The sequence below is a fragment of the Nostoc sp. UHCC 0870 genome, from assembly GCF_022063185.1.
GTDB lineage: Bacteria > Cyanobacteriota > Cyanobacteriia > Cyanobacteriales > Nostocaceae > Trichormus.
Map to the genome: position 1 here is coordinate 161,911 of NZ_CP091914.1, position 19,235 is coordinate 181,145.

Sequence of the window (19,235 nt, forward strand, 5' to 3'; positions counted from 1 at the left end):
GGAAAAACTGGACTTGTCTAAGCTGGAATCAGACTTTTCCACATTGTGATTATGCTCATCAGCGCAAACTTATTTACTCAGCTACCACACTAGGAAACAGCAGCGTCTCAGTTGTTGTTGCATTAATCAGATAACTTTGATTATTCAAAAACTTGCTATTAACAAGCTCTTTGAGTGTTTCTACATCACCTTGCCACTTGTCAATCACTGCACCTATAGCCGCCAAACGTGCTGCTGGTTCTTCTTGATTTATCGCCCGATTGAAGTTAGCCGAAAACAAAACTGCTGGCTTAGTAGTTTGATCTGGATACTGTAATTGCGCTTCATTAATATCCAGATATAGCCGTGTTTCATCCAGTGTGTAAACTAGCCTCATGGAAGCTTCTACTGGTGCAGAACCAAAATCTTGCCACGCTCCTGGTTGAAGAAGGTTACTAAAAGTAAAATTGCGTGCGCTCAAGTTTTTCGGCTCGTAAGGTGCAAGCCCTCGTAAGTTAATTCCCACTCCCTGATAGTCCACTTGTTTGACTGTCTGAATATACTTATGGGCGATCGCCCCGATTTGTACATCGCTCGCTTCTTTATTGGCGATCGCCTCCGCAAAAACGACTCTATTGACCTCTGCAACTATGCTCACACCATTCTGGTAAACAACCTGCGCCGCCGTATTAGTCAGAACTGGTGGTCTAGCTAATTCCCAGTCGCTAGGGACAATCCCTGTGTATTTGAGAAAGTCTGCGGTCAAAATGCTAGGGTTTTGCTGCCGAACGGCGATCGCAATCAGCAGTTCTTGAACTTGAAAATTTTCAATCATATTGCACTGATTTATCTACGTAAAAATAAAATTTAATGTGATTTTGTCTCTCGCTATACGAGAATACACTTATGTACCTATCTTTAGGAATAAATTTTTTATAAAGATTTTGTAAAAAATGATGGATATACTAAAATCTATGATTACTATCGAGGGAATCTGAGGTTTACGAAATGTTGTGTCGGTTCAGCTTCCCCAACGATTCCAAATCCTTCTGCACTGATTCCTCCAACGCAGGGGAATAAATTCGGTTAATGCGATTGCCTCCGGCACTACGTTTCGCGCAATCGCTTTCGGCAGGGCGGTTACGCCATCGCTAAATATGCAAGGTATTATCATGGGATCAGAGTAACGATCGCATTCGTAGACTCCAATTAAGTTTTTGTGATCAAAAATCAACTAGGTGAATAAACTGACATCCACATGAAAATAGTCCGCAAGTGCTTCTGCTTGAGTTTTACTAATGGTGCGATCACCATTGACAATTTGCAAGGCAACTTCTAATGAACCAATGACCTCAGCTAATGCTTCAGTTGTAACATCGCCTGCGTCCATCAGATGGATTAACATCGAATGGGGTGTACCTTTAGGGATTGGGTAATGGATTTGTTCAAACTTCTCAATTAATGTTAGCAACACTTCCAATAGCATCTCTTCTTCTGGTGTACGATTGGGACGATGTTCTAAAGTTAAAGCGCGTTTGATGGCTTGTTCGTTTTCTTGTTCGGTGGTAATTATTTTGGGCTGATACTCTGCTAGCAATTTACCATAAGAATCAGGATTAAAAGTACGGGTCATTTTTCCATTTATCCTTGTCATATTCTGCGTGGGTTAGGACATACTTAATATAGATTCTTTGAGTTTCGTAAATAATATCAACAATCAAACGGTAGTTGTTTCCTTTGATATTAAATACAGTAAAATTACCAACAGCTTCTGCTTTTGGATAAATAGGGCTTGCTGAAAAAGTCATTCCAAGGCAAGAGAAAAATTGACTCAGTAGTCAGGGGAGAGCAAAGATAAGTTTTTGTTGTTGGTAATCCAACAAAATAGCATTTTTGTTTATCAAATAAGGGAAAAAAGATGTTGTTTTGAAAAATTGCCATAAAAAGACACAAAAAAGCCGTGAAAGAAGAGTAGAAAGATTCATGACTAAAAAAGTAATAGCAATAGCAGTGAGAGAGGTATGAGGAAGTTTAGCCATGACTCTACCCAAGCTAAATCTTCGTTTACCTTGTCCGAATTTACCCTCAATAGAGTTACGAATTAGCTCATCGTCTCGTGCTTGTTTCTTTTTTTCAGGACTGACATTTTTGGGTGGTCTACCTAGTGGTGGTCCACTAATTCTAATGCCTCTTTCTTGACACCAAGAGCGGTTGTCTCTAGTGCGGTAAATTTTATCAACGTGAACTGATTGAGGATAATATCCGGTGTAGTTTTTGTAGGCTTCTACAAGTGATTTTAAGTCGCCTGATTCGTTAAAATTATCCCAACTAATATGGTCTAAAAATACATAGCCATCATGGCAACTAGCTGAAAGCTTTGCCCCAAACTCTACTCTTTTACCAGCTTTACCTCTGATAATCGGACGAATGTGTGGTTGATTTAAACTGACAATACGGTCTTCTATACTAATTTTTTTATTTTCATATAGCCATAGCTGTTGACGATAAATTTCTGCTACTACCAATAACTTCTTATATTGCCTATTACTCAGGGTGTCTAATGACGCGCCTAAATCCATTAATTGCTGAATATGAGATAAATTCCTCTTGATATATTGCAGTTGTCTTTTTATGGCTTTTCTTCTTTCTTTAACGGTGGGTTTCCTTTTTTTAGCTACTAATAAATAAGTTTTTCTAGCTATATTTCTATAGGTTCTCGGTTTTTGGATAGTTTTTACCAACAGGGAGTTATATAAAATATCTATAATTGTTTCTGTGTGCTTTCTGGCTTGATTTAATAATCCTAAATCTGTCGGATAACTTATATCTGCTGGCGCACAACTGGCATCTAATATTAATTTCCCCCTATTGGTCGGCTCACTTTTTGAATCCTCGGCTTTTGACTTTTTTTCTTTTTCTGCCTCCGCTTTTTTTTCTAATTCCTGTTTGACCATTTCTCGGTTCACTTTGTTGACTAAGTTTATATCTATTCTTTCTCTAAAGTGAACTAACATTGACGCATCAAATGGGGCATTATTACTATAGCAAGACAAGCCTATAAAGTATTGTAGATAGGGATTCTCCCTAATTTGCTCTACTGTTTCTCTATCACTTATTCCTAGTTTTTCTTTAATTATTAATGCCCCTAATGCCATCCTAAATGTTTTGGCTGGCGCGCCCATTTCTGCTGAAAATATTGCTGCGTACTCTGCTTCAAATTCTGACCAAGGTATCATGTTCGCCATGATTAACCAACGGTTATCTGAGGCTAGTTTTCCCCCAAAGGGTAGTTCAAAGTCTTCTGCTGCTGTTTCTTGCTTTTGCGCTTTTCTATACATACCAACGCAACTTACTACAAGGGTTTTTACCTATTTTATCCTTTTCCCTTGCACTTTATTTTCTTTTATCCCCCCACATCTCTTGATTTATCTAGGTTTTTCGTTTACTCAGCAAGCCCTAAATAGTTTGAACTTCGACCAGATTTTTCCATTCAGCTTTAGTTGCTACCCTATACCAATCATAAAGTGCATCACAGGAATCTGCGTGCGCTTCACAAAATTCCCGCAAAATTCTGCGGCTAATAACGTGCATTTAAATTTATTCGTGATTACAACTATTAAGACTCTAATTATATCCGCTCTCTCCCGCACATCAGATGTTCCGCTTCAGCACAACCGACTTCAGAAATCGAGCGTGATACAGTACGCCTGCTGATAATCCTTGCCTCAGCCACTAGTTTCTGACTCCAAAACAACCAGCACTTTCTCCTCCAACCCCGTCAAATAAACCCGCTTCAGCTTCCCCAACGACTCCAAAAACTTCTGCACCGACTCCTCCAGTTCAGTAGAATACACCCGATTGATGCGATCGCAGATCACCTGCATCTGCTCACACTCAGCAGGCAGATAGTTGTAAGACTTTAGATGCTGTATACCAACAGTACATTCGCCATTCCAAAGCCTCACGGTACAACTGAAGTCATGGACAGCAACTACTATGCACCAACAGCCACCTTTACCTCTGAGTTCGGGATTGTCCTTGGCTAAGATTTGGCATACCTCCCCAATCTGGTAGCTGTTGGGTATTTGGGTGCGCTCGATTATCCTTTGCACAACATCTTTCACAATCCTACCAGTCGGCACTTTACCGCCAGCAAGTTCTACTGCCTGCTGCCAAACTTCTAGCTGTTTCTCCGGCTCTAGCTTAGTTATAGGTCTAACTTGCCCTTCGCTAGTTGGCAAGATTTGTGATTCTTCTGTTGTCAAATTATCATCCGAGGATTTTTGACAACAAATTGTTGTCAAATTTTCGTAGACCTGCGCGGCTGCTATTAAATAATTTGATTTTTGACGACTATGGGCAAAGCGATCGCGGCAATACTCCTCGAAAGTTTTATGCGTAGAACGGTACAGTCTTCGATCACGTAATTCTGCCAAAGCTTTACCTGCCTCAAAGAAAGCCCTCTCCACACGACGTTCCAAGTGCAGGCGATCGCTTTGTTCCTGTTCAGTTAACTCAGGAATTTCAACAGCCGTCACATCAATCGTTGCTGAACCTGAATCTTCTGAAAGCGAAATGTCTGAAGTTGGCGATTCTGGATTGCTGGATGTGGCAGAGTTAGCTTTTTTTCGATTTAGGGGTGGTTTGGTCATTTGTCCACCTTTAGTCGAATAATCTTTGACCAGTCTTAAAAGAATCTTTAATCGTCATCTCTTGCAATCTCTTTTAAAGTTTCGACATTAAGACATTGAGAACGAATCAACCTCTCTATTACTTCTGCTCTAGTTAGTTCCATTTTTTCAGCTATAGCATCAACAAGCTCAATCGCTGTCGGGGTCAACATGATTTGAACCCGTTGCTTGCTTTCACCCCATGTTCCAGGCTTAACTCGATAATCTTTTGCCACTAGCGTTTTAACCATATCAACACCTACACATATATTCAACCAGATTTAATTATATACACACTTGACGATGTGTGTATATGTGTACTAGATTAAATATAGCAAAAAACAAAAGACGACCGCCCCAGTCTCGCAAACTTAGCGATCGCCCTTTGTTAAAACCTAACCCCTGTAGAGGCAGGAAATACCATTATGACCCACCCGATATATACCCATCAACACCTACAACTAAAATCCATAGCCCGACTCAAGCAAATCTACAGCGAAATCGGCTGCAAGGTTGAGGTAAGCGACAGACGTTGCAAGGATGCGTGGATTAGTGCGATCGCTGGCTACCAATCTGCACAGCTACAAAAAATTGCTCCTGACCAACAAGCGATTGCTCAAGACGAACTAGAGAATTTCATTGCTGACCAAGCCGAAGCTGTAGCACCTGAAAGCTTCACCACTGTAGAAATTAACCACTACCACCACGAAGTCTACGCAGGCAAAAGACTCATTGCCTACATCACCTATGACAACAGCGAATTTGTAATGCAGCCTTGGGTAGTTATGGTGTGCGGTGAGGAAAAGTTCTGTCACGCTGCCATTTCTCAATGCCACCGCTTCATCGAATGGCATCATAAGGAAGGTACGCTCAACCCGCCAATCCCAGGTGAAATACCGGAAGTTCCTACCATTGCTGAAATCTGTTTTTACGAGCAGGAAGCATTTGCTGATGGGGAATTGATAGCCAGCATCAGCTTTGACTCGGACAACGGTGAAGATTTGTATTGGCGAGTCATTATTAACGGACAAGAGATTTTCCGCGACACCACCGCCCCCAGATGCCAAAGCTATATCAAACAGCAGTATCAGCAAGGCACATTACCAGCGCAAGAAGCATTTGTAGAACCCTGCACTACTGGCAATGAAATCATGGTGCAGATTGCGGCAGAGTGCGAGAAGCAGGGGTTGGAACTGCTAGACGATGGGATTTACTACAGCGACAAAAGACTAGTGGAATTTGTCTACAAGAACGGCGTTTGTTGTTATGTACGAGCTTCTTTAGAACCCCAGCAAATATTTTCATGTGAATTGCTGTCTGAGAATTGTTCTGGTAAGGAACTACTAGACAAACCCTTTCACTTGTTGACATCTGAGGAATGGGAACTGCTGCGGGAGTATCAGCCAGTATCTAACAGTCGGGAATTAGTTGCTGTGTAAAGGAATAGGTGGGTTTTTATCGCCCACCTCAATTTAACTGTTTAGTTGTCCAAGTATAAACATTTACTTTCTTGTTTTCCATAAAGCATCAATTAGTTCCACTTTTTCCTTTACCAAAATCATGCAAGCAACCATCAGCATACCCAAAGGCTCGGAATATCCACGATTCACCATCGGACAGCGTACACAACAAGGGCTAATCATCGGTATCCAATACTACCCCGCCGATACTTTGTTAGCTCATGAATACGGAGTAGGCTGGCGTTATTTTATTTTGACTGACAAAAACTCTGAAGAAGTTCGGTCTTACTTTGACGACCAAATTCAACTGCTTTCTGTTGCAGAACTTCAGGGACAACTACAGGCAGAAATTGACCAGCATCAGCAGCAAATAAAGGTACTACAAGAACAGTTGGCGGGAGGGTTAACCAATGTCTAATCTCAGTCTCATGGAATTAGTTAAAGCTAGTCAATACTTGATATCTCAAATTGCTCAACATCCAGACTTTTTAGCACTTGATTATCAGCCTGATTTAACTATTGGTGATGCTCAAACTGCTTTGTCTTATCTTCAGTCTGAGCTAGAGAAAAATCAACAATCTGCTGATACAACAAATACTTCTGATTAAAGAAAATTCACCCGAATTGGGTGTAAATAATTCGGGTGATTGCTAGTATTTGTGAACTTAACATCTTACTACAAAAAACTGTTTTTCGCACATTAGGGTGAAATATAATGACAGAAATAAAGCTAGGTTTTTGCAATCCTCCTGAACCTGTTTATCTTTATGTCAAAAATGGTGAACTAAGTGGTGAATCTTATCTCTGGTATCAATATGATATCGAGAATGAAAAAACCATTCCTGTCAAACAAAAAGGTTTAGCTGGTTATTTATCAGAAATCAGAATAACAGCAAAAGAATTTAAGGGTAAGGACAACATCAAGTTAGATATTGTTGTTGCAGCAGATGAGGTTTATGTAATCCGAACTGGCATCGAAACCAATTTCGCCAAGACATTTCTACTCGCAGCTTCTCAAGTTTACGACTTCTCCAAACCTCTAGTTATTGCTGCTACTAGCGGTGATGAGAACACAGTTTTTTGTCGATTATACGATGCTACGACTAAAGTTAAAATCCGCAGAGAATGGGATGCTAATGCAGACTGGGCATCAATCATTGCTGATATTCAATCTCGTTTGGGTGGATCATTTTCGTCTATTCCACTAATTCCAGAACAACAAACACAGCCCAAATCTGTAGCACATCCTCAAGATTTGCGTGTGAAATATATTCGTACTTTGTTGAATTATTCACTTGATTTAGTCAAGGAGTATTTGCAGTTTCAAGAAGCTAGTAGCCCTAGTCAATTACCCATCAGCAAGATTGATTCTCTTGTAAAAACTATGTGTTTAGCTTGGGCTGCCGATAAGTTTGAACATCCTGATCAGGCTGAACATTCGTATCAACAGCAAGTGGTTGATGTAGTTACTACTAGTGCTGATGAATTAACTGCAATTAAGTCATGGATGCAAGAATTACAAGCAAAAAAGACAGCAGTAGTTTCCCAATAATTCAGAATATTTGAGGTGAATTATGAGCTACAAATGGACTCCCCAAGAGATAGAAATTCTCGAAGAAATGGCTGAATCTTACACTGCAAAACAAATTGCATACAGACTAAAAAGACGAGGGTACAACCGTAGTCTCGAAGGCATCAGGAAAAAACTTCATTATTTGGGTTACTCTGTGCGTCCCATTCTTGATAACTACAGTTGTAATGAAGTCGCTAAAGTTTTGCAGGTAGATTCTGGTACTGTTGCGGCTTGGGTAAAACGAGGTTGGCTCAAAGCTATCAAACCATCTGTTCATCAGTACCAAATTAAAAGCCAAGATTTAAAGCGGTTTCTCCAAAATCCTCCTCGCAGGATTAGAAATCTCGTTGCTTCTTTTGATCAACAAGCCGTTAAATATTTAGTGGGTTAAGTATGACCTGTATAATCTCTACCTTAGAAAAAAACTGGTATCTCTCTCCACTTTGGGGTAAAAAGATTCTGCCTCTTGAAGCTAATTTGTTAGAGCGGGTGTACCTGAAAACTACCAGAACTTTTGGCTTTTGATAACAAGGATAAACGTAAGATTCCTTGTAACTATGCTGGAGGTGGATTAATTAACATTAACCCCGTGAAATTAGATGGTCAGAAAGTTTTTGAATTTGGGGCTTAAATATGGAATTGGGAATTTTTCAAAAAGATGCACTCATCGAAAAATTAGCGAAGAAATTCTACGCACTTCTGGGCTATGTGGTGAGAGATGGACACTCACTAACGAGTCCACAATCCTGCACTCTCCTCGCCGAGAACATTCGCGTAAGCTCCCTCAGTTTTTTGAACTCGTAGACAAACTCTGTCCAGACATGACCAAGCTGGAGATGTTCGCACGGGAGTCTAGGGACGGCTGGGACTGTTGGGGGGATGAAGCGGATTTGTTTGATGAATTGAGTGCTTAATTAACACTAATTTCGGCACTCAAAGTTTGCTGAACCTTGAAAACCAAATATCAAATAAACGTATCCCCTCAATATTCCGGGGTAAGGAGTTCTTCAGTCATCAATGAAAAACCAAAAGGATTGAGAGCAGATTTTTCCTGAATAATAGTTGCTAAAGAAGGAATATTCCCAACCTGAGAAATCCGGTCACGGATATACTCAAAAAAGCTAATTCCCAACTTACGAGTAGTAGCAACAAGAGACATAAAAGTATCCCAAGCCTGAGTACCTTCTAGAGTTTGAGTGGCATAACTAATATTACGCCGTTGCACCATTGTCCTAGCAGCTAACTCCGCCGGATTATTATGCAAAGGTAATTCAGGATGCTCTAAGACTAAAAGCAACTCCGAAATTTTCAGCAGCGTTAATTGTTTTCGCTCATCCAACTGTTGATAACCGGTTTGAGTATCGAAAAGTTTCCAAAACTCAGACCGGAGTTTTTCTGCCATCTGTTGACTGGGTGCATCTTTGTAAGCCAGCAAGTCTCGGTAGTAATCCCAGAAATCATCCAGGAATTTATCAAGAGCTTTTTGGTGACAAGCAACATAAGGGGTCAACTTTTTGTAATGTCGTCCTTCATGCACCCAACACAAAGCGATATTATCAGTCAGTAATTTGAACTGAGGAGCATCATCACAAACGAGAGTTTGCACCACTGGCCAATCAGTTTGTTGATGATAAAAAGCAATCGCTGCTGCTTCTATAATCCGAGTCCGGTGTTGAGAACCTAGTTTGGGTAGATATGTATCAAGTAGAGTATTAAACTCTGCTTCACTCAACACAGTTTCTTGAGGTAATAGTTTAAGAGCATTTTTCCATTTAGTCGGGATTTGGAAAGTCTCCACTAAATTGTCTGTAAGTTGATTGAGAATCAACTCCAGTTCTGTGGCATTTTGCAATACTTTTACTACACTCAATCTGTCTTTTTTGGCAGTGGTCAGGTAGATTGTATAGAAAGGGTTGCAGACTACATTAGTGGTATAGTTCACCCCACCCACCCGCGCACCAGTTTGGTCGAAGTTTTGCCAAGGACTGCTCTCTAGTCCCGACGCATATACTTCATCTTTCTCGCTTTCAAAATCAGTGTGGTTTTTAATCAGTAGGTTCGATAAATATCCGGCTGATATGGATATCCCAATATCTTCTAAAAACTCTAATAATTTGCCTTGGGTCATGTTGCCCCCATAGTATAGGCTCATCACCAAAGCTTTTATTCCCGGACCGAATTCTCCTTCGTAACCGCAAGGCAGTTCTGCTAAATAGGTTTTTCCCACTGAAGGTGAGTAGTATTTCTCTTTACGGAATAATACGTTGTCCGTTCCCAAGGTGATGTCTTGGATGATTACTTCTTGATAGCCTTTAAACTCTGCGTCTGCTGGCAGTTTGTCCTGGGGATATTCCAATATTTGTTCTCTATTTATTTTAACTGTCGCTTTCTTACTGCCTTTGTTGTGCTTTTTTAGAGTCTGTCGTTCTTTTTCTGATGAGTGATTGTTGGCAAATCCTTTCTTGCTGCTTTTGATGTCTGGTTGACCTTTTTCTCCTTTCAGGCGGTTGTTTTCATCTTTTAACTGTTGATTTTCATCTCGTAATTCTTTGACTTCTGCTTGCAATTGCTCTATTAGGTTCAGTAATATTTCTACTGTCCGACGCATTGATTCATCTGCAATTCCTTTTGGCTCGATGGTTTGCAGTATCTCTTCTCCCAATTTTTTACTCGAATCTAGCTTTTGCGTCATGTGTCATATTTTATGATATTGCTTGTCCCTCGCTGACTTTATTTTTTCTACTACCCCTACTTATTGAGCCGATACAAATAAACAATGCTAATTTTCTGGAGGATTTTCAGTTGTAGAGGACTGGTAGATTTGACGCAATTCATCAATTGAAGTCGCTGTTTTTATACCTTCTTTAATTGCCCGTAATTGTTCAATGTCGTAAATTTGGGAAATTTCATCCATCACCTCAAGTGAAGAAGCACCAAATTTAAGTTCTAAACCTAATTCAATTGCTTCCAACAATCCCTCTATTCGGGTAATTCTCTCAAATGATGTCATGTACTGCATAGACTGTTGTGCCTCCAATTGTTCAATTTCCCTTTTGAACTCTCGTTCTAACTCTAGTCAATGACCCGCCGCTTAATCTTTGTAGATTATAGCGGGGGCTTGTAAAAGCCTACATTGACCAGCCCACCTACGGGTAAACGATATCTAGGTCATGACACCCCAGGATACGTGCCAGTTCTGGGCAACTGTCGCTCAAAATTAAACAGTAAGGACGGGAACCAAACAGTGTTTTGAGCCGAACAAGCCATGATATCCGGGCGAGGCAAACTTTACTACCGTAAGGTAAGAGGTAACAGTAATGTACGTTTTCGTATTAGATAAAAATAAGCAACCACTTGACCCATGCCATCCAGCAAGGGCGAGGGAGTTATTGAAGCGGGGTCGCGCTGCGGTCTATAAACGCTACCCCTTTACGATTATTGTCAAGAACAGAGAATTAGAAAATTCAGTTACACATCAACATCGAGTAAAAATTGACCCAGGCAGTCGCACTACAGGGATGACTCTACTACAAGAAAATACCGCCAGATGTGTATTTGCTTGTGAGATAAGTCATCGTGGGTTTCAAATCAGAGAAGCACTTTTATCAAGAAGGCAATTAAGAAGTTCAAGGCGATCGCGTAAAACACGTTACCGCAAAGCGCGATTTCTCAATAGAACTCGTCCCAATGGTTGGCTACCACCATCATTACAATCTCGAATTGAAAATGTTTTGACTTGGGTAAATAGGCTACGTCGTATTTGTCCAATCACTGCCATTTCTCAAGAGTTGGTTAAATTTGACTTACAAAAACTAGAACAACCAGAAATTCAAGGTGTGGATTATCAACGTGGTGAGCTATTTGGTTTTGAAGTTAAACAATATCTGTTAGTCAAGTGGCAACATCAATGTGTTTATTGTGGTGTCAAAGATGTCCCACTACAAATCGAACATATTGTTGCTAAATCCTGCGGTGGTACTAATCGTGTGAGCAATTTGACATTAGCTTGTCCTAAATGTAATCAAGCTAAAGGTAATCAACCAATTGAATCATTTCTCAGCAAAAAACCTGATTTGTTAAATCGTATCCTGGCTCAAGCTAAAAAACCTTTAGTTGATGCCACTGCGGTTAATGCAACTCGTTGGAAATTATACCGTAGATTACAACAAACTAATTTACCTGTAGAAGTTGGCAGTGGTGGACGAACCAAGTGGAATCGGGTCAACAGAGGAATTGATAAGTCTCACTGGGCTGATTCTTTATGTATAGGAGCGAGTACACCAGAAAAACTAATTATCAAAAATATTAGACCTTTGTTGATTAATGCCAAAGGTCACGGTATTCGTCAACGCTGTCGCCCAGATAAGTTTGGCTTTCCTAAAGCTCATGCACATAGAGCTAAATCCTTTCAAGGTTTTACCACTGGTGATATTGTCAAAGCTCGTATCCCTACTGGTAAATTCGCTGGAAGATATACAGGCAGAATTGCCATTAGATTCCGCCCTAACTTTGTTTTACACACTTTAGATAAAAAGTTTGATGTTCATCCTAAATACCTAAAAATCATACACAAAGCTGACGGTTATGAATACAAACAATGATGTCCATCAGGACAATGTTTATGTTGGCAGAAATTCCCATCCCGCTAAACAAATTCCTTATAGCGGCAGTCCCCTTTCCGCATCTGGGATGGATTAACAACCAAGATTCTTCGCCCCCAATGCGATAGATTTTCACCAATTTGTCAATCAATCGCTTTCCTAATTCGGCATCCCGGACTACCTGCTGGAGTTCCTGATCTAGAAACTCGAAACCTCTACTCCAATCAATTTCAGCATGAGCTTGAGGAAAGAAGAATTGCATGAAGTCTTCAAAATACAACTGCAACATCTGCTTCCACGGAGAATCATATTCAGTTTGGGGTGTTTTATTACTCATAAAAAAAGCCAAAACTTGCTGCTATTTAACAAAATAATTCATCCAAAACATTTCCTTCTCACAAACCAAACAGAGGAATTATGACTAACGATATCTTGAGCGATAACAGAAGAAAACGCCACATTTACATGGATAGTAAATTAGATGATTTACCTCTAACAATTGAAAAATTGAAGACCATTGCATACTCGTCATCAGAAAAAACTATATATTTGCACTGCAATTGCCTTGTAATTGCTATAAATATACCCCATATTTATAGTACAATTGTACTATAAAGCAATTAGCTAGCCTTGACAATTATTACAAACTTCGGAGTGCCACATGACAGAACGATATATGCTTTCGATTACTTTATCAGAAAAAGCTTATGAAGAATATCGCCTCGTGGCTGCATGGAAAAAGATTCGTGTTAGCACATTAATCAGACAGATTTTAGAACGAGAACATGAAAGCCTTGGTTTTGGGGAGTTAGTCAAACGGGCTACAGCCGAATGGCACACAATTAAAGATGAAACTTCTTCTGGGCAGAGTGTTGGGGGGAACTCTTGTGAGGGGTAAAGGTAATAAGTATTCAAGCCCACTCCTATGAAATAGAGGTTAGTTATGCTCCCAGAGATCAATATGATTTTATCAGAAGAAATACTTCAACATTATCGTTCAAATCAAGGATATGTCTACCTGATTCATGCAGAAGGAACAAACCGCTATAAGATTGGGCGGAGCGTGAATCCTGTCACACGTCTTGAACAGCTTAAAGCTCAATCTCCTTATCCATTACGAATAATTGATTCATTTTGGACACCAGACGCAATTAATGATGAAAAATATTTTCACGAACAGTATAAAGAATATCGAAGATTTGGGGAATGGTTTGAATTTTCTGATTCCAGTCTGCCTGACTGGAATCATTCACATTCTGATTCGCAAGAACAATTGCTAGAAAAATACTCTCAAAGTCTTGATTATGTTAAGGATAGCTTTTATTTATTCAGAAAAGAAGCACAAAATATTTCTGACAATATAGCTTTTGAAGTAACTAAAAACTTAATTAATAACAATGAGTTCCAAAGTTTTGTGATTTCAATTCCTCCGAATTTTAATTTCTCTGTAAAACTATTATTGAAAGTAAAGTTTAAAACGATTTTCTATGAAAACATTCTTCAGATTAATACTTTAAAATCTCTCCAATATATTTGCGATTTTGGGATAAAACATTGGGCTAACTGCGTTATGACAACTTTTGAAAAATCCAAGATTTTTCAGAAGGAAATAACATTGGATGAACTTGAGATATCTATTAGAAGCACTATTGCTGGATTTTCTGCGTGCTTAAGTGGAGGTGTAATCGTATGAATCAAGACTTATACACAGGTGTTTTAACAGGACACAGAGTAGTTGATGCCATCGCTCACATTAAATTCGAGGGTGACATTACACCAAAAAGCTGGTACAAACATATTTGTTATCAAACTAAGTCTGGTGAGAAAAAGGCAGATCGGCTAGCAATTGATATTCTGGCAGACATTGTTTACTGGTATCGTCCATACCTACAAAGGGATGAGTTGACAGGTGAAGAAGTCGGCTGGAAGAAAAAGTTCAAGGAAGATGTGTTGCGCCGTAATCCTGATGCCTTCGCTGAATCTCTCAATGCTTCACCACGATGTGTCAGAGAATCAATGCGCCTTTTAGAACGGATGGGTTTAATTAAAGTCATTCTTCAACCCATTGAAACCGCTTATGGTGTTCTCCCCAATGTTATGCACATCGATATCTATCCTGAAGCTCTCGCTGCGATTACTTATCGAACTAATAAGACCCACAACCCTCAAACCCTTGAAAAATCCTTGTTGACGAAATGGGTAACAACCTCTGACGAAACGAGTAACAAGGAATTACGAAATCTGCAACAAGGAGCTACGAAATGCGTAACAAGCAGCGACGAAATCAGTAACTTATCTATATATAGAGATTTCATAGAGACTTCTCAAGAGACTTCTTCTCTCTCCCTAAATCCCTCTCTCACGCCCCAAAATTTAGCAAAAGAGAGAGAAGAAAAAAAAGCGAAACTTGGATTTGAAATTCTAGAATCACCCGACCCTAGACCCTCCGCTTCGTTGTCAAATAATTCCGAAACTTTGCAACTAACGAACCAGACCATCATCAAGGCCAATGTTCCGCCGCCTGACCCATTTTTATCTGGACAACGGAAAAAACCGCAGGAAATTGTTTGGGACTGGCTGCCTGATGGACCTTGGCGAAATGAGGATGGCAAATTAGACAGCGAATTTCAAACCGCGATCGCCAATCGTTGGCTCAAGGAATACGGGGGTGACTTACACGCCAATAAAGCCAAAGTCCTCAAACATTTTCGCAACGACCCCACCAACTTGCCTATTGAATGGGAATGGTATCAGTCCACTTTCATTCATCGCGTTGTTAACATCCAGACGCGGCGACAGCATGGACTCGATACTTTATCTGACGAGCAAGCGGTCAGTAAACAAGCACGCGCCACCTTACCTTTGCCCCAACAAATGCGAGTCACTGAGCTACAAACTCCGACCGAAGTTGTCGAACAAGTTGCTGGTTATGCTCTACCCAACTTACAGCAAAATGTGGTGTCCATTGCATCTGTTCAACACTCCTTTCAGGAGTTACCCCAACCAGAAACATTACCACCACCAAAAGATGAGTTTGGCGCGGTTAATGACCCCAATGTTTACTTAGTTAAATCTGCTAGACCTGAAGAAGTTGAGTTTTGGGCTAATTGCAAACCTAATGTCGTACCCTTAGCTAAAAAATTAGGCTCTCCCAGAGTAGTTATGCTAGAATAGCATGAATAAATCCAGTATAATTCAATAGAATTAGCAGTGATTAGTGGCGATAATCCAAGCTGGGAAGGAGTTATACAAGCAATTAAGACTATAAATAAGCAAGAAAGGTTGAGAATAAAATTAGCATTTTAATAAATATGCCTTCTAATCCCCTACTTCATTTTATTACTAAAGTTATTAATATTGAAGATATTAAGGTTGTGAATTACAATTTTATCACCGATGATGAAATCGTAATTGAAATCCAAAGTCAGTCAAAAGTTGCTCAGTGTCCTCGCTGTGGAAAGACAACTGATAAAACTCATCAAAATCATTGGTATATGGTCAGAGATATACCCATGAGTGGCTATCAAGTAATTTTAAAAGTAAATCGTCGTCAATTGAAATGTACAGAATGTCAGAAAGTATTCAGCGAAAAACTGTCTTTTGTAAAAAGTAGAAGAACTTACACAACAAGACTAGGGATGAAAGTAATCAAGGAAGTATTAGAGACGGATGTGGAGAGTGCAGCTAGAAGAAATAGAATGACACCATCTGAGATAGAAACAATATTAAAAGAGTTAGAAGCAGATTTGCTAAAAGAAAAACCTCGTCAGATAAAAAAGCTAGGAATAGATGAAATCACACAATTAAAAGGGGGAAAGAATTATGCAGCAGTATTAGTAGATTTAGAGACAAGAAGACCCATAGCTTTGTTAGAAAAAAGAAATAAAGCAGTTATAGCAGAATACTTATCCAGTCTAGGTTCAGAGGTACTGAATCAAATAGAAGAAGTCAGCATAGACTTATGGATACCCTATAAAAGTTTAATCCAAGAAATGCTACCGAATGCTCAAGTGGTGGCAGATAGATTCCATGTCATGAAACAAATAAACCAGGAGTTAGACGCAAGAAGAAAACAGGAAAAAAGAGCAGCAGAGAAAATTAAAAATCGCCAAGAAAGAGAAAAGAAATTAGCTGGCTTAACTCACAGTAAATACCCTTTGCTAAAGAAAAAAGAAAGCCTGAGTGATGAAGAAAAGGCGAAGATAGCTTCACTCCAAAAAGTTGCTCCAGAGTTAGGAGAAATGTATCGGAATAAAGAAGCAATTAGAGATATATTTGAAAGTCCGATAACCAGTGATGAAGCCTTAGATAAATTCCTGGAATGGACTCAAGCAGCTTATAAATTATTCCCCAAAAGTTGTCGAACCATCTGTAGATGGATAGATGAAATTCTTGCTTATTTTGATCACCGAACTACTCAAGGTATCGTAGAAGGAATTAATCAGAAGATTAAGCTCATTAAACGCAGAGCTTATGGCTTAACTAACTTTAATAGTTTTAGAAGAAGGGTTTTACTAAATTGGTATTTCTGTTGTTAATTTAACATATCTAGTCTGGGAGAGCCAAAAATTACCCGTCTCTCATGAAGAAATGGCAGTAGCTCATGCTGCTATTGAAGTATTAAAAGCGAAGAAAGCCGAAGAAAACAAAACTAAAAAGCTAACACCCATTACCGAGATAGTTTCGCCACTTATTCAAGATGAAGAAGCCGTATTGCAAGACATGAGAAAATATTTGCACTCTGGTAGTGATGTTCTTCGACAAAAAGCTATTGATTGGGCTTGTGACCCTATCAATCAATGTCAATTAGTGAAGAGAAATGGACAGGTTGTTGATATTAACTGGGTAGATTTTTGAAGTGAGGAGACAGAAGCGATCACACTTATGCTATTAGGACGTGGGCCTTCTGGCGAGAAACCATCAGATTTTCCTGATTTAGTTAGAGACTCCAAAGGAGTAGTAGCCAATTATTTAATCTCATGTTCTGACAGAACCAGTACAACGAGTTCTTCTACAAGACCCACTAACCAAAAACTTATGACTACCACAATTATCAAAGCCATCAGCCTTCACCAACCCTGGGCATCCCTCATCACAATGGGACTAAAAAAGTACGAAACACGCTCTTGGGCTACCAACTACAGAGGCCCATTGTTAATCTGCGCTGCAAAAAAAACTAGCAGAGAACAAAAGCTGTATCATCAATATTTTCTCAACAAGTATCAACAAATACTCACCAACACTGACAACTATATCGAGTGGGAAGACTTACCTTTTGGAAGTGCGATCGCTCAGGTCAACCTAACCGACTGCATACGCATGACCCCAGCATTCATCAGCGAACAGCCCCAAACCGAGCTTGATACCGGCGACTGGCAAGTAGGTAGATTTGCTTGGCGGTTGGACAATATCAGGCGGATTGTACCTGCAATTCCTATTACTGGTAAACAGGGGTTGTTTAATGCTGAAGTCGAGCTAACAAGTTTGACTTTGGAGGCAGTCTCATGATGTACATCCTCTCTCTTTTCTCCGGCATCGACGGACTTTGCCACCACGGTATCTCTGCGGCGGGTTTATTCCACAAGCCCACCGTGGAAAGCCGTCTTGCCTGGGTTACTGACTACGATCTAGTGGGGGTATAGTATGATTTTTACCTCATATTACGCCGGCGAAATCAAAGGAGAACCAGTCTCCATCTCCCTCTATCTCCCCAAAGGCTGGAAAGGCAAGCACCTTCCCCTATTTGCCCCTACTCCCGAACTGTTGCATTGGTGGAAATTCTCCGCAAAAGATACCGCCGCACAACAGGAATACAAACGACAGTTCCGCGAGATTCTGGACTCTCGGCTTTCTCTGATACAGCTTTGGGTAGCCAAGCAGAAGGACAACCCTGTGGATATAACGCTGTGCTGCTTCGAGAAAACTGGGGATTTCTGCCATCGGTATCAGGTTGGAGAAGAAGTAGTACAAAAATACTTACCTGAGCTTTGGGGCGGAGAAATCGGCACTGTTGACCGCAAGAGGCAGGGAGCAAGGGGGACAAGGGAGACAAGAGACAAGAGACAAGGGGAAAACTTCTCCCCTATTCTCCCCACACCCTGCCACAAACCAGTTTTCTCTGCCACTTATCCACAACGAGTTTTGAGTCTCATCGAACAGTGCCACTCGTCCGGTTATCCTGTACAGTGCGATCGCCTAGCTTGCGGGTACTATCGGGTTTCTCTGCATGGCGAAGATTTGGGCGATTGGTCAGAGTTGGGGGTGCTGGGGGTTCTGTCGGGGTTGCAGCATGAGTTTTACCGTGGTCGGTTGTTTCCGTCGTTGGCTATTGCAACTCCTCAAGTTCCAGATGTACCACAGCCTGTTGCCGCACAACCCGAATCCCCCAGCTTGATTACACGGCTGGACAAGCTAGAAGGGGAGGAATTAGCCCAGATTCAAAACTGGTGCAAGTCCATCAAAAAACAGATGTTCCCCTCAGTCTCTCAGTATGCCGATGGTCGTCTGGAGTTGCACCTGCGGCGGTTCGTTAGTTTGGCTAGTGCTAAATCTGGTAAAAAAGCTGAGGTAAAATTGATTGCGTCGGGGCATTATGCTGGTGCAGATGTGATTGAGGCTTTGGGCGAGAAGCTGCTGCCGGACTTTCACCAAGCACTTGTACTGTTTTATCCATCTGGGACGCAAATTAAAGTACATCGGGATTCTCCAGCCTATGCTTCGGGGGCAGCGCAAATCAACATTATGGGTCGGGCGAAGTTCTCAATCTCCGGTTGCCAAGATCCTCGGCGGATGGAATCATATTGGTTGGAAGATGGCGATTGCATTGCTTTTGACAACAAGCAGCCGCATGGGATTGAACGGGTGGTAGGTGACAGGTGGTGTGTGTGTTTCTTCAGGCTCAAGGCGGAGTGTTTGGAGCAGGAGTACGGGAGGCAGTTGAGCTTGGTTTAAT

The 19,235-nt window shown here is 40.6% G+C and carries 22 protein-coding genes and 3 pseudogenes; 15 read left to right on the forward strand and 10 right to left on the reverse strand.

Annotation, left to right across the window (positions count from 1 at the left end; translation table 11 throughout):
- Positions 1–73: 73 nt before the first annotated feature.
- The 7 genes and pseudogenes from L6494_RS27750 to L6494_RS27780 all read right to left on the reverse strand — a co-directional run bounded on the left by L6494_RS27750 (position 74) and on the right by L6494_RS27780 (position 4,900).
- Positions 74–814, reverse strand: a complete 741-nt coding sequence (locus L6494_RS27750) for a hypothetical protein (RefSeq protein ID WP_237996444.1) — start codon at positions 812–814, stop codon at positions 74–76.
- 399 nt (positions 815–1,213) lie between these two features.
- Positions 1,214–1,612: a helix-turn-helix domain-containing protein gene (locus L6494_RS27755; RefSeq protein WP_237996446.1), complete on the reverse strand. Its 399-nt coding sequence runs from the start codon at positions 1,610–1,612 to the stop codon at positions 1,214–1,216.
- Positions 1,596–1,766, reverse strand: a pseudogene (locus L6494_RS27760) (type II toxin-antitoxin system HigB family toxin); the annotation flags it as partial. The pseudogene L6494_RS27760 and the gene L6494_RS27755, both read right to left, overlap by 17 nt.
- Positions 1,767–1,817: 51 nt before the next feature.
- A complete protein-coding gene (locus L6494_RS27765) occupies positions 1,818–3,317 on the reverse strand; it encodes an IS5 family transposase (protein WP_237996448.1) in 1,500 nt (499 codons plus the stop codon).
- Positions 3,318–3,444: 127 nt separating this feature from the next.
- Positions 3,445–3,570 (reverse strand): annotated as a pseudogene (locus L6494_RS27770) (type II toxin-antitoxin system HigB family toxin); the annotation flags it as partial.
- A gap of 134 nt (positions 3,571–3,704) precedes the next feature.
- Positions 3,705–4,631: a hypothetical protein gene (locus tag L6494_RS27775; protein WP_237996450.1), complete on the reverse strand. Its 927-nt coding sequence runs from the start codon at positions 4,629–4,631 to the stop codon at positions 3,705–3,707.
- 47 nt (positions 4,632–4,678) lie between these two features.
- Positions 4,679–4,900 (reverse strand): ribbon-helix-helix protein, CopG family, encoded by a 222-nt coding sequence (locus L6494_RS27780; protein WP_237996453.1) that lies wholly within the window; start codon positions 4,898–4,900, stop codon positions 4,679–4,681.
- Between the two features lie 174 nt (positions 4,901–5,074).
- On the opposite strand from L6494_RS27780, the gene L6494_RS27785 reads away from it, so the two are divergent.
- From L6494_RS27785 to L6494_RS27815, 7 genes are all read left to right on the forward strand, one after another.
- A complete protein-coding gene (locus L6494_RS27785; RefSeq protein WP_237996455.1) occupies positions 5,075–6,088 on the forward strand; it encodes a hypothetical protein in 1,014 nt (337 codons plus the stop codon).
- 121 nt (positions 6,089–6,209) lie between these two features.
- Entirely contained in the window at positions 6,210–6,527 is a 318-nt protein-coding gene (locus L6494_RS27790) for a hypothetical protein (RefSeq protein ID WP_237996457.1), read from the forward strand.
- Entirely contained in the window at positions 6,520–6,717 is a 198-nt protein-coding gene (locus tag L6494_RS27795) for a hypothetical protein (RefSeq protein WP_237996459.1), read from the forward strand. The genes L6494_RS27790 and L6494_RS27795 overlap by 8 nt, the downstream gene beginning before the upstream one ends.
- 104 nt (positions 6,718–6,821) lie before the next feature.
- Positions 6,822–7,661, forward strand: coding sequence for a hypothetical protein (locus L6494_RS27800; protein ID WP_237996939.1), 840 nt, complete (start codon positions 6,822–6,824; stop codon positions 7,659–7,661).
- 22 nt (positions 7,662–7,683) lie between these two features.
- Complete coding sequence (locus L6494_RS27805; RefSeq protein WP_237996461.1) at positions 7,684–8,073, forward strand: helix-turn-helix domain-containing protein; 390 nt, start codon at positions 7,684–7,686, stop codon at positions 8,071–8,073.
- 2 nt (positions 8,074–8,075) lie between these two features.
- Positions 8,076–8,207, forward strand: a complete 132-nt coding sequence (locus tag L6494_RS27810; RefSeq protein ID WP_237996463.1) for a DUF1392 family protein — start codon at positions 8,076–8,078, stop codon at positions 8,205–8,207.
- 74 nt (positions 8,208–8,281) lie between these two features.
- Positions 8,282–8,596 carry an MT-A70 family methyltransferase gene (locus L6494_RS27815; RefSeq protein WP_237996465.1) on the forward strand — a complete coding sequence of 105 codons (315 nt, stop codon included), beginning with the start codon at positions 8,282–8,284 and terminating at the stop codon, positions 8,594–8,596.
- Between the two features lie 68 nt (positions 8,597–8,664).
- Here the strand turns inward: L6494_RS27815 and L6494_RS27820 are convergent, their stop codons facing one another.
- Complete coding sequence (locus L6494_RS27820) at positions 8,665–10,374, reverse strand: IS66 family transposase (protein ID WP_237988702.1); 1,710 nt, start codon at positions 10,372–10,374, stop codon at positions 8,665–8,667.
- 87 nt (positions 10,375–10,461) lie between these two features.
- Positions 10,462–10,701 (reverse strand): hypothetical protein, encoded by a 240-nt coding sequence (locus L6494_RS27825; RefSeq protein ID WP_237996467.1) that lies wholly within the window; start codon positions 10,699–10,701, stop codon positions 10,462–10,464.
- Between the two features lie 298 nt (positions 10,702–10,999).
- On the opposite strand from L6494_RS27825, the gene iscB reads away from it, so the two are divergent.
- The gene (iscB, locus tag L6494_RS27830; protein WP_237996469.1) at positions 11,000–12,283 is read left to right on the forward strand and encodes an RNA-guided endonuclease IscB; all 1,284 of its coding nucleotides are present in this window, start codon (positions 11,000–11,002) and stop codon (positions 12,281–12,283) included.
- An 88-nt stretch (positions 12,284–12,371) separates the two neighbouring features.
- On the opposite strand, the pseudogene L6494_RS27835 reads toward iscB, so the two are convergent.
- Positions 12,372–12,620 (reverse strand): annotated as a pseudogene (locus L6494_RS27835) (hypothetical protein); the annotation flags it as partial.
- Positions 12,621–12,944: 324 nt separating this feature from the next.
- On the opposite strand from L6494_RS27835, the gene L6494_RS27840 reads away from it, so the two are divergent.
- The 7 genes from L6494_RS27840 (at position 12,945) to L6494_RS27870 (ending at position 19,234) form a co-directional block, all read left to right on the forward strand.
- Positions 12,945–13,181, forward strand: a complete 237-nt coding sequence (locus tag L6494_RS27840) for a hypothetical protein (RefSeq protein WP_237996471.1) — start codon at positions 12,945–12,947, stop codon at positions 13,179–13,181.
- A 63-nt stretch (positions 13,182–13,244) separates the two neighbouring features.
- The gene (locus L6494_RS27845) at positions 13,245–13,976 is read left to right on the forward strand and encodes a GIY-YIG nuclease family protein (protein ID WP_237996473.1); all 732 of its coding nucleotides are present in this window, start codon (positions 13,245–13,247) and stop codon (positions 13,974–13,976) included.
- The gene (locus L6494_RS27850; RefSeq protein WP_237996475.1) at positions 13,973–15,457 is read left to right on the forward strand and encodes a hypothetical protein; all 1,485 of its coding nucleotides are present in this window, start codon (positions 13,973–13,975) and stop codon (positions 15,455–15,457) included. The genes L6494_RS27845 and L6494_RS27850 overlap by 4 nt, the downstream gene beginning before the upstream one ends.
- Before the next feature lie 137 nt (positions 15,458–15,594).
- Positions 15,595–16,821: an ISL3 family transposase gene (locus L6494_RS27855; RefSeq protein ID WP_237988450.1), complete on the forward strand. Its 1,227-nt coding sequence runs from the start codon at positions 15,595–15,597 to the stop codon at positions 16,819–16,821.
- Positions 16,822–16,873: 52 nt separating this feature from the next.
- Positions 16,874–17,140, forward strand: coding sequence for a hypothetical protein (locus tag L6494_RS27860; protein ID WP_237996477.1), 267 nt, complete (start codon positions 16,874–16,876; stop codon positions 17,138–17,140).
- A 27-nt stretch (positions 17,141–17,167) separates the two neighbouring features.
- A complete protein-coding gene (locus L6494_RS27865) occupies positions 17,168–17,791 on the forward strand; it encodes an ASCH domain-containing protein (RefSeq protein WP_237996478.1) in 624 nt (207 codons plus the stop codon).
- Between the two features lie 135 nt (positions 17,792–17,926).
- The gene (locus L6494_RS27870; protein ID WP_237996481.1) at positions 17,927–19,234 is read left to right on the forward strand and encodes a DUF488 domain-containing protein; all 1,308 of its coding nucleotides are present in this window, start codon (positions 17,927–17,929) and stop codon (positions 19,232–19,234) included.
- Position 19,235: the final 1 nt, after the last annotated feature.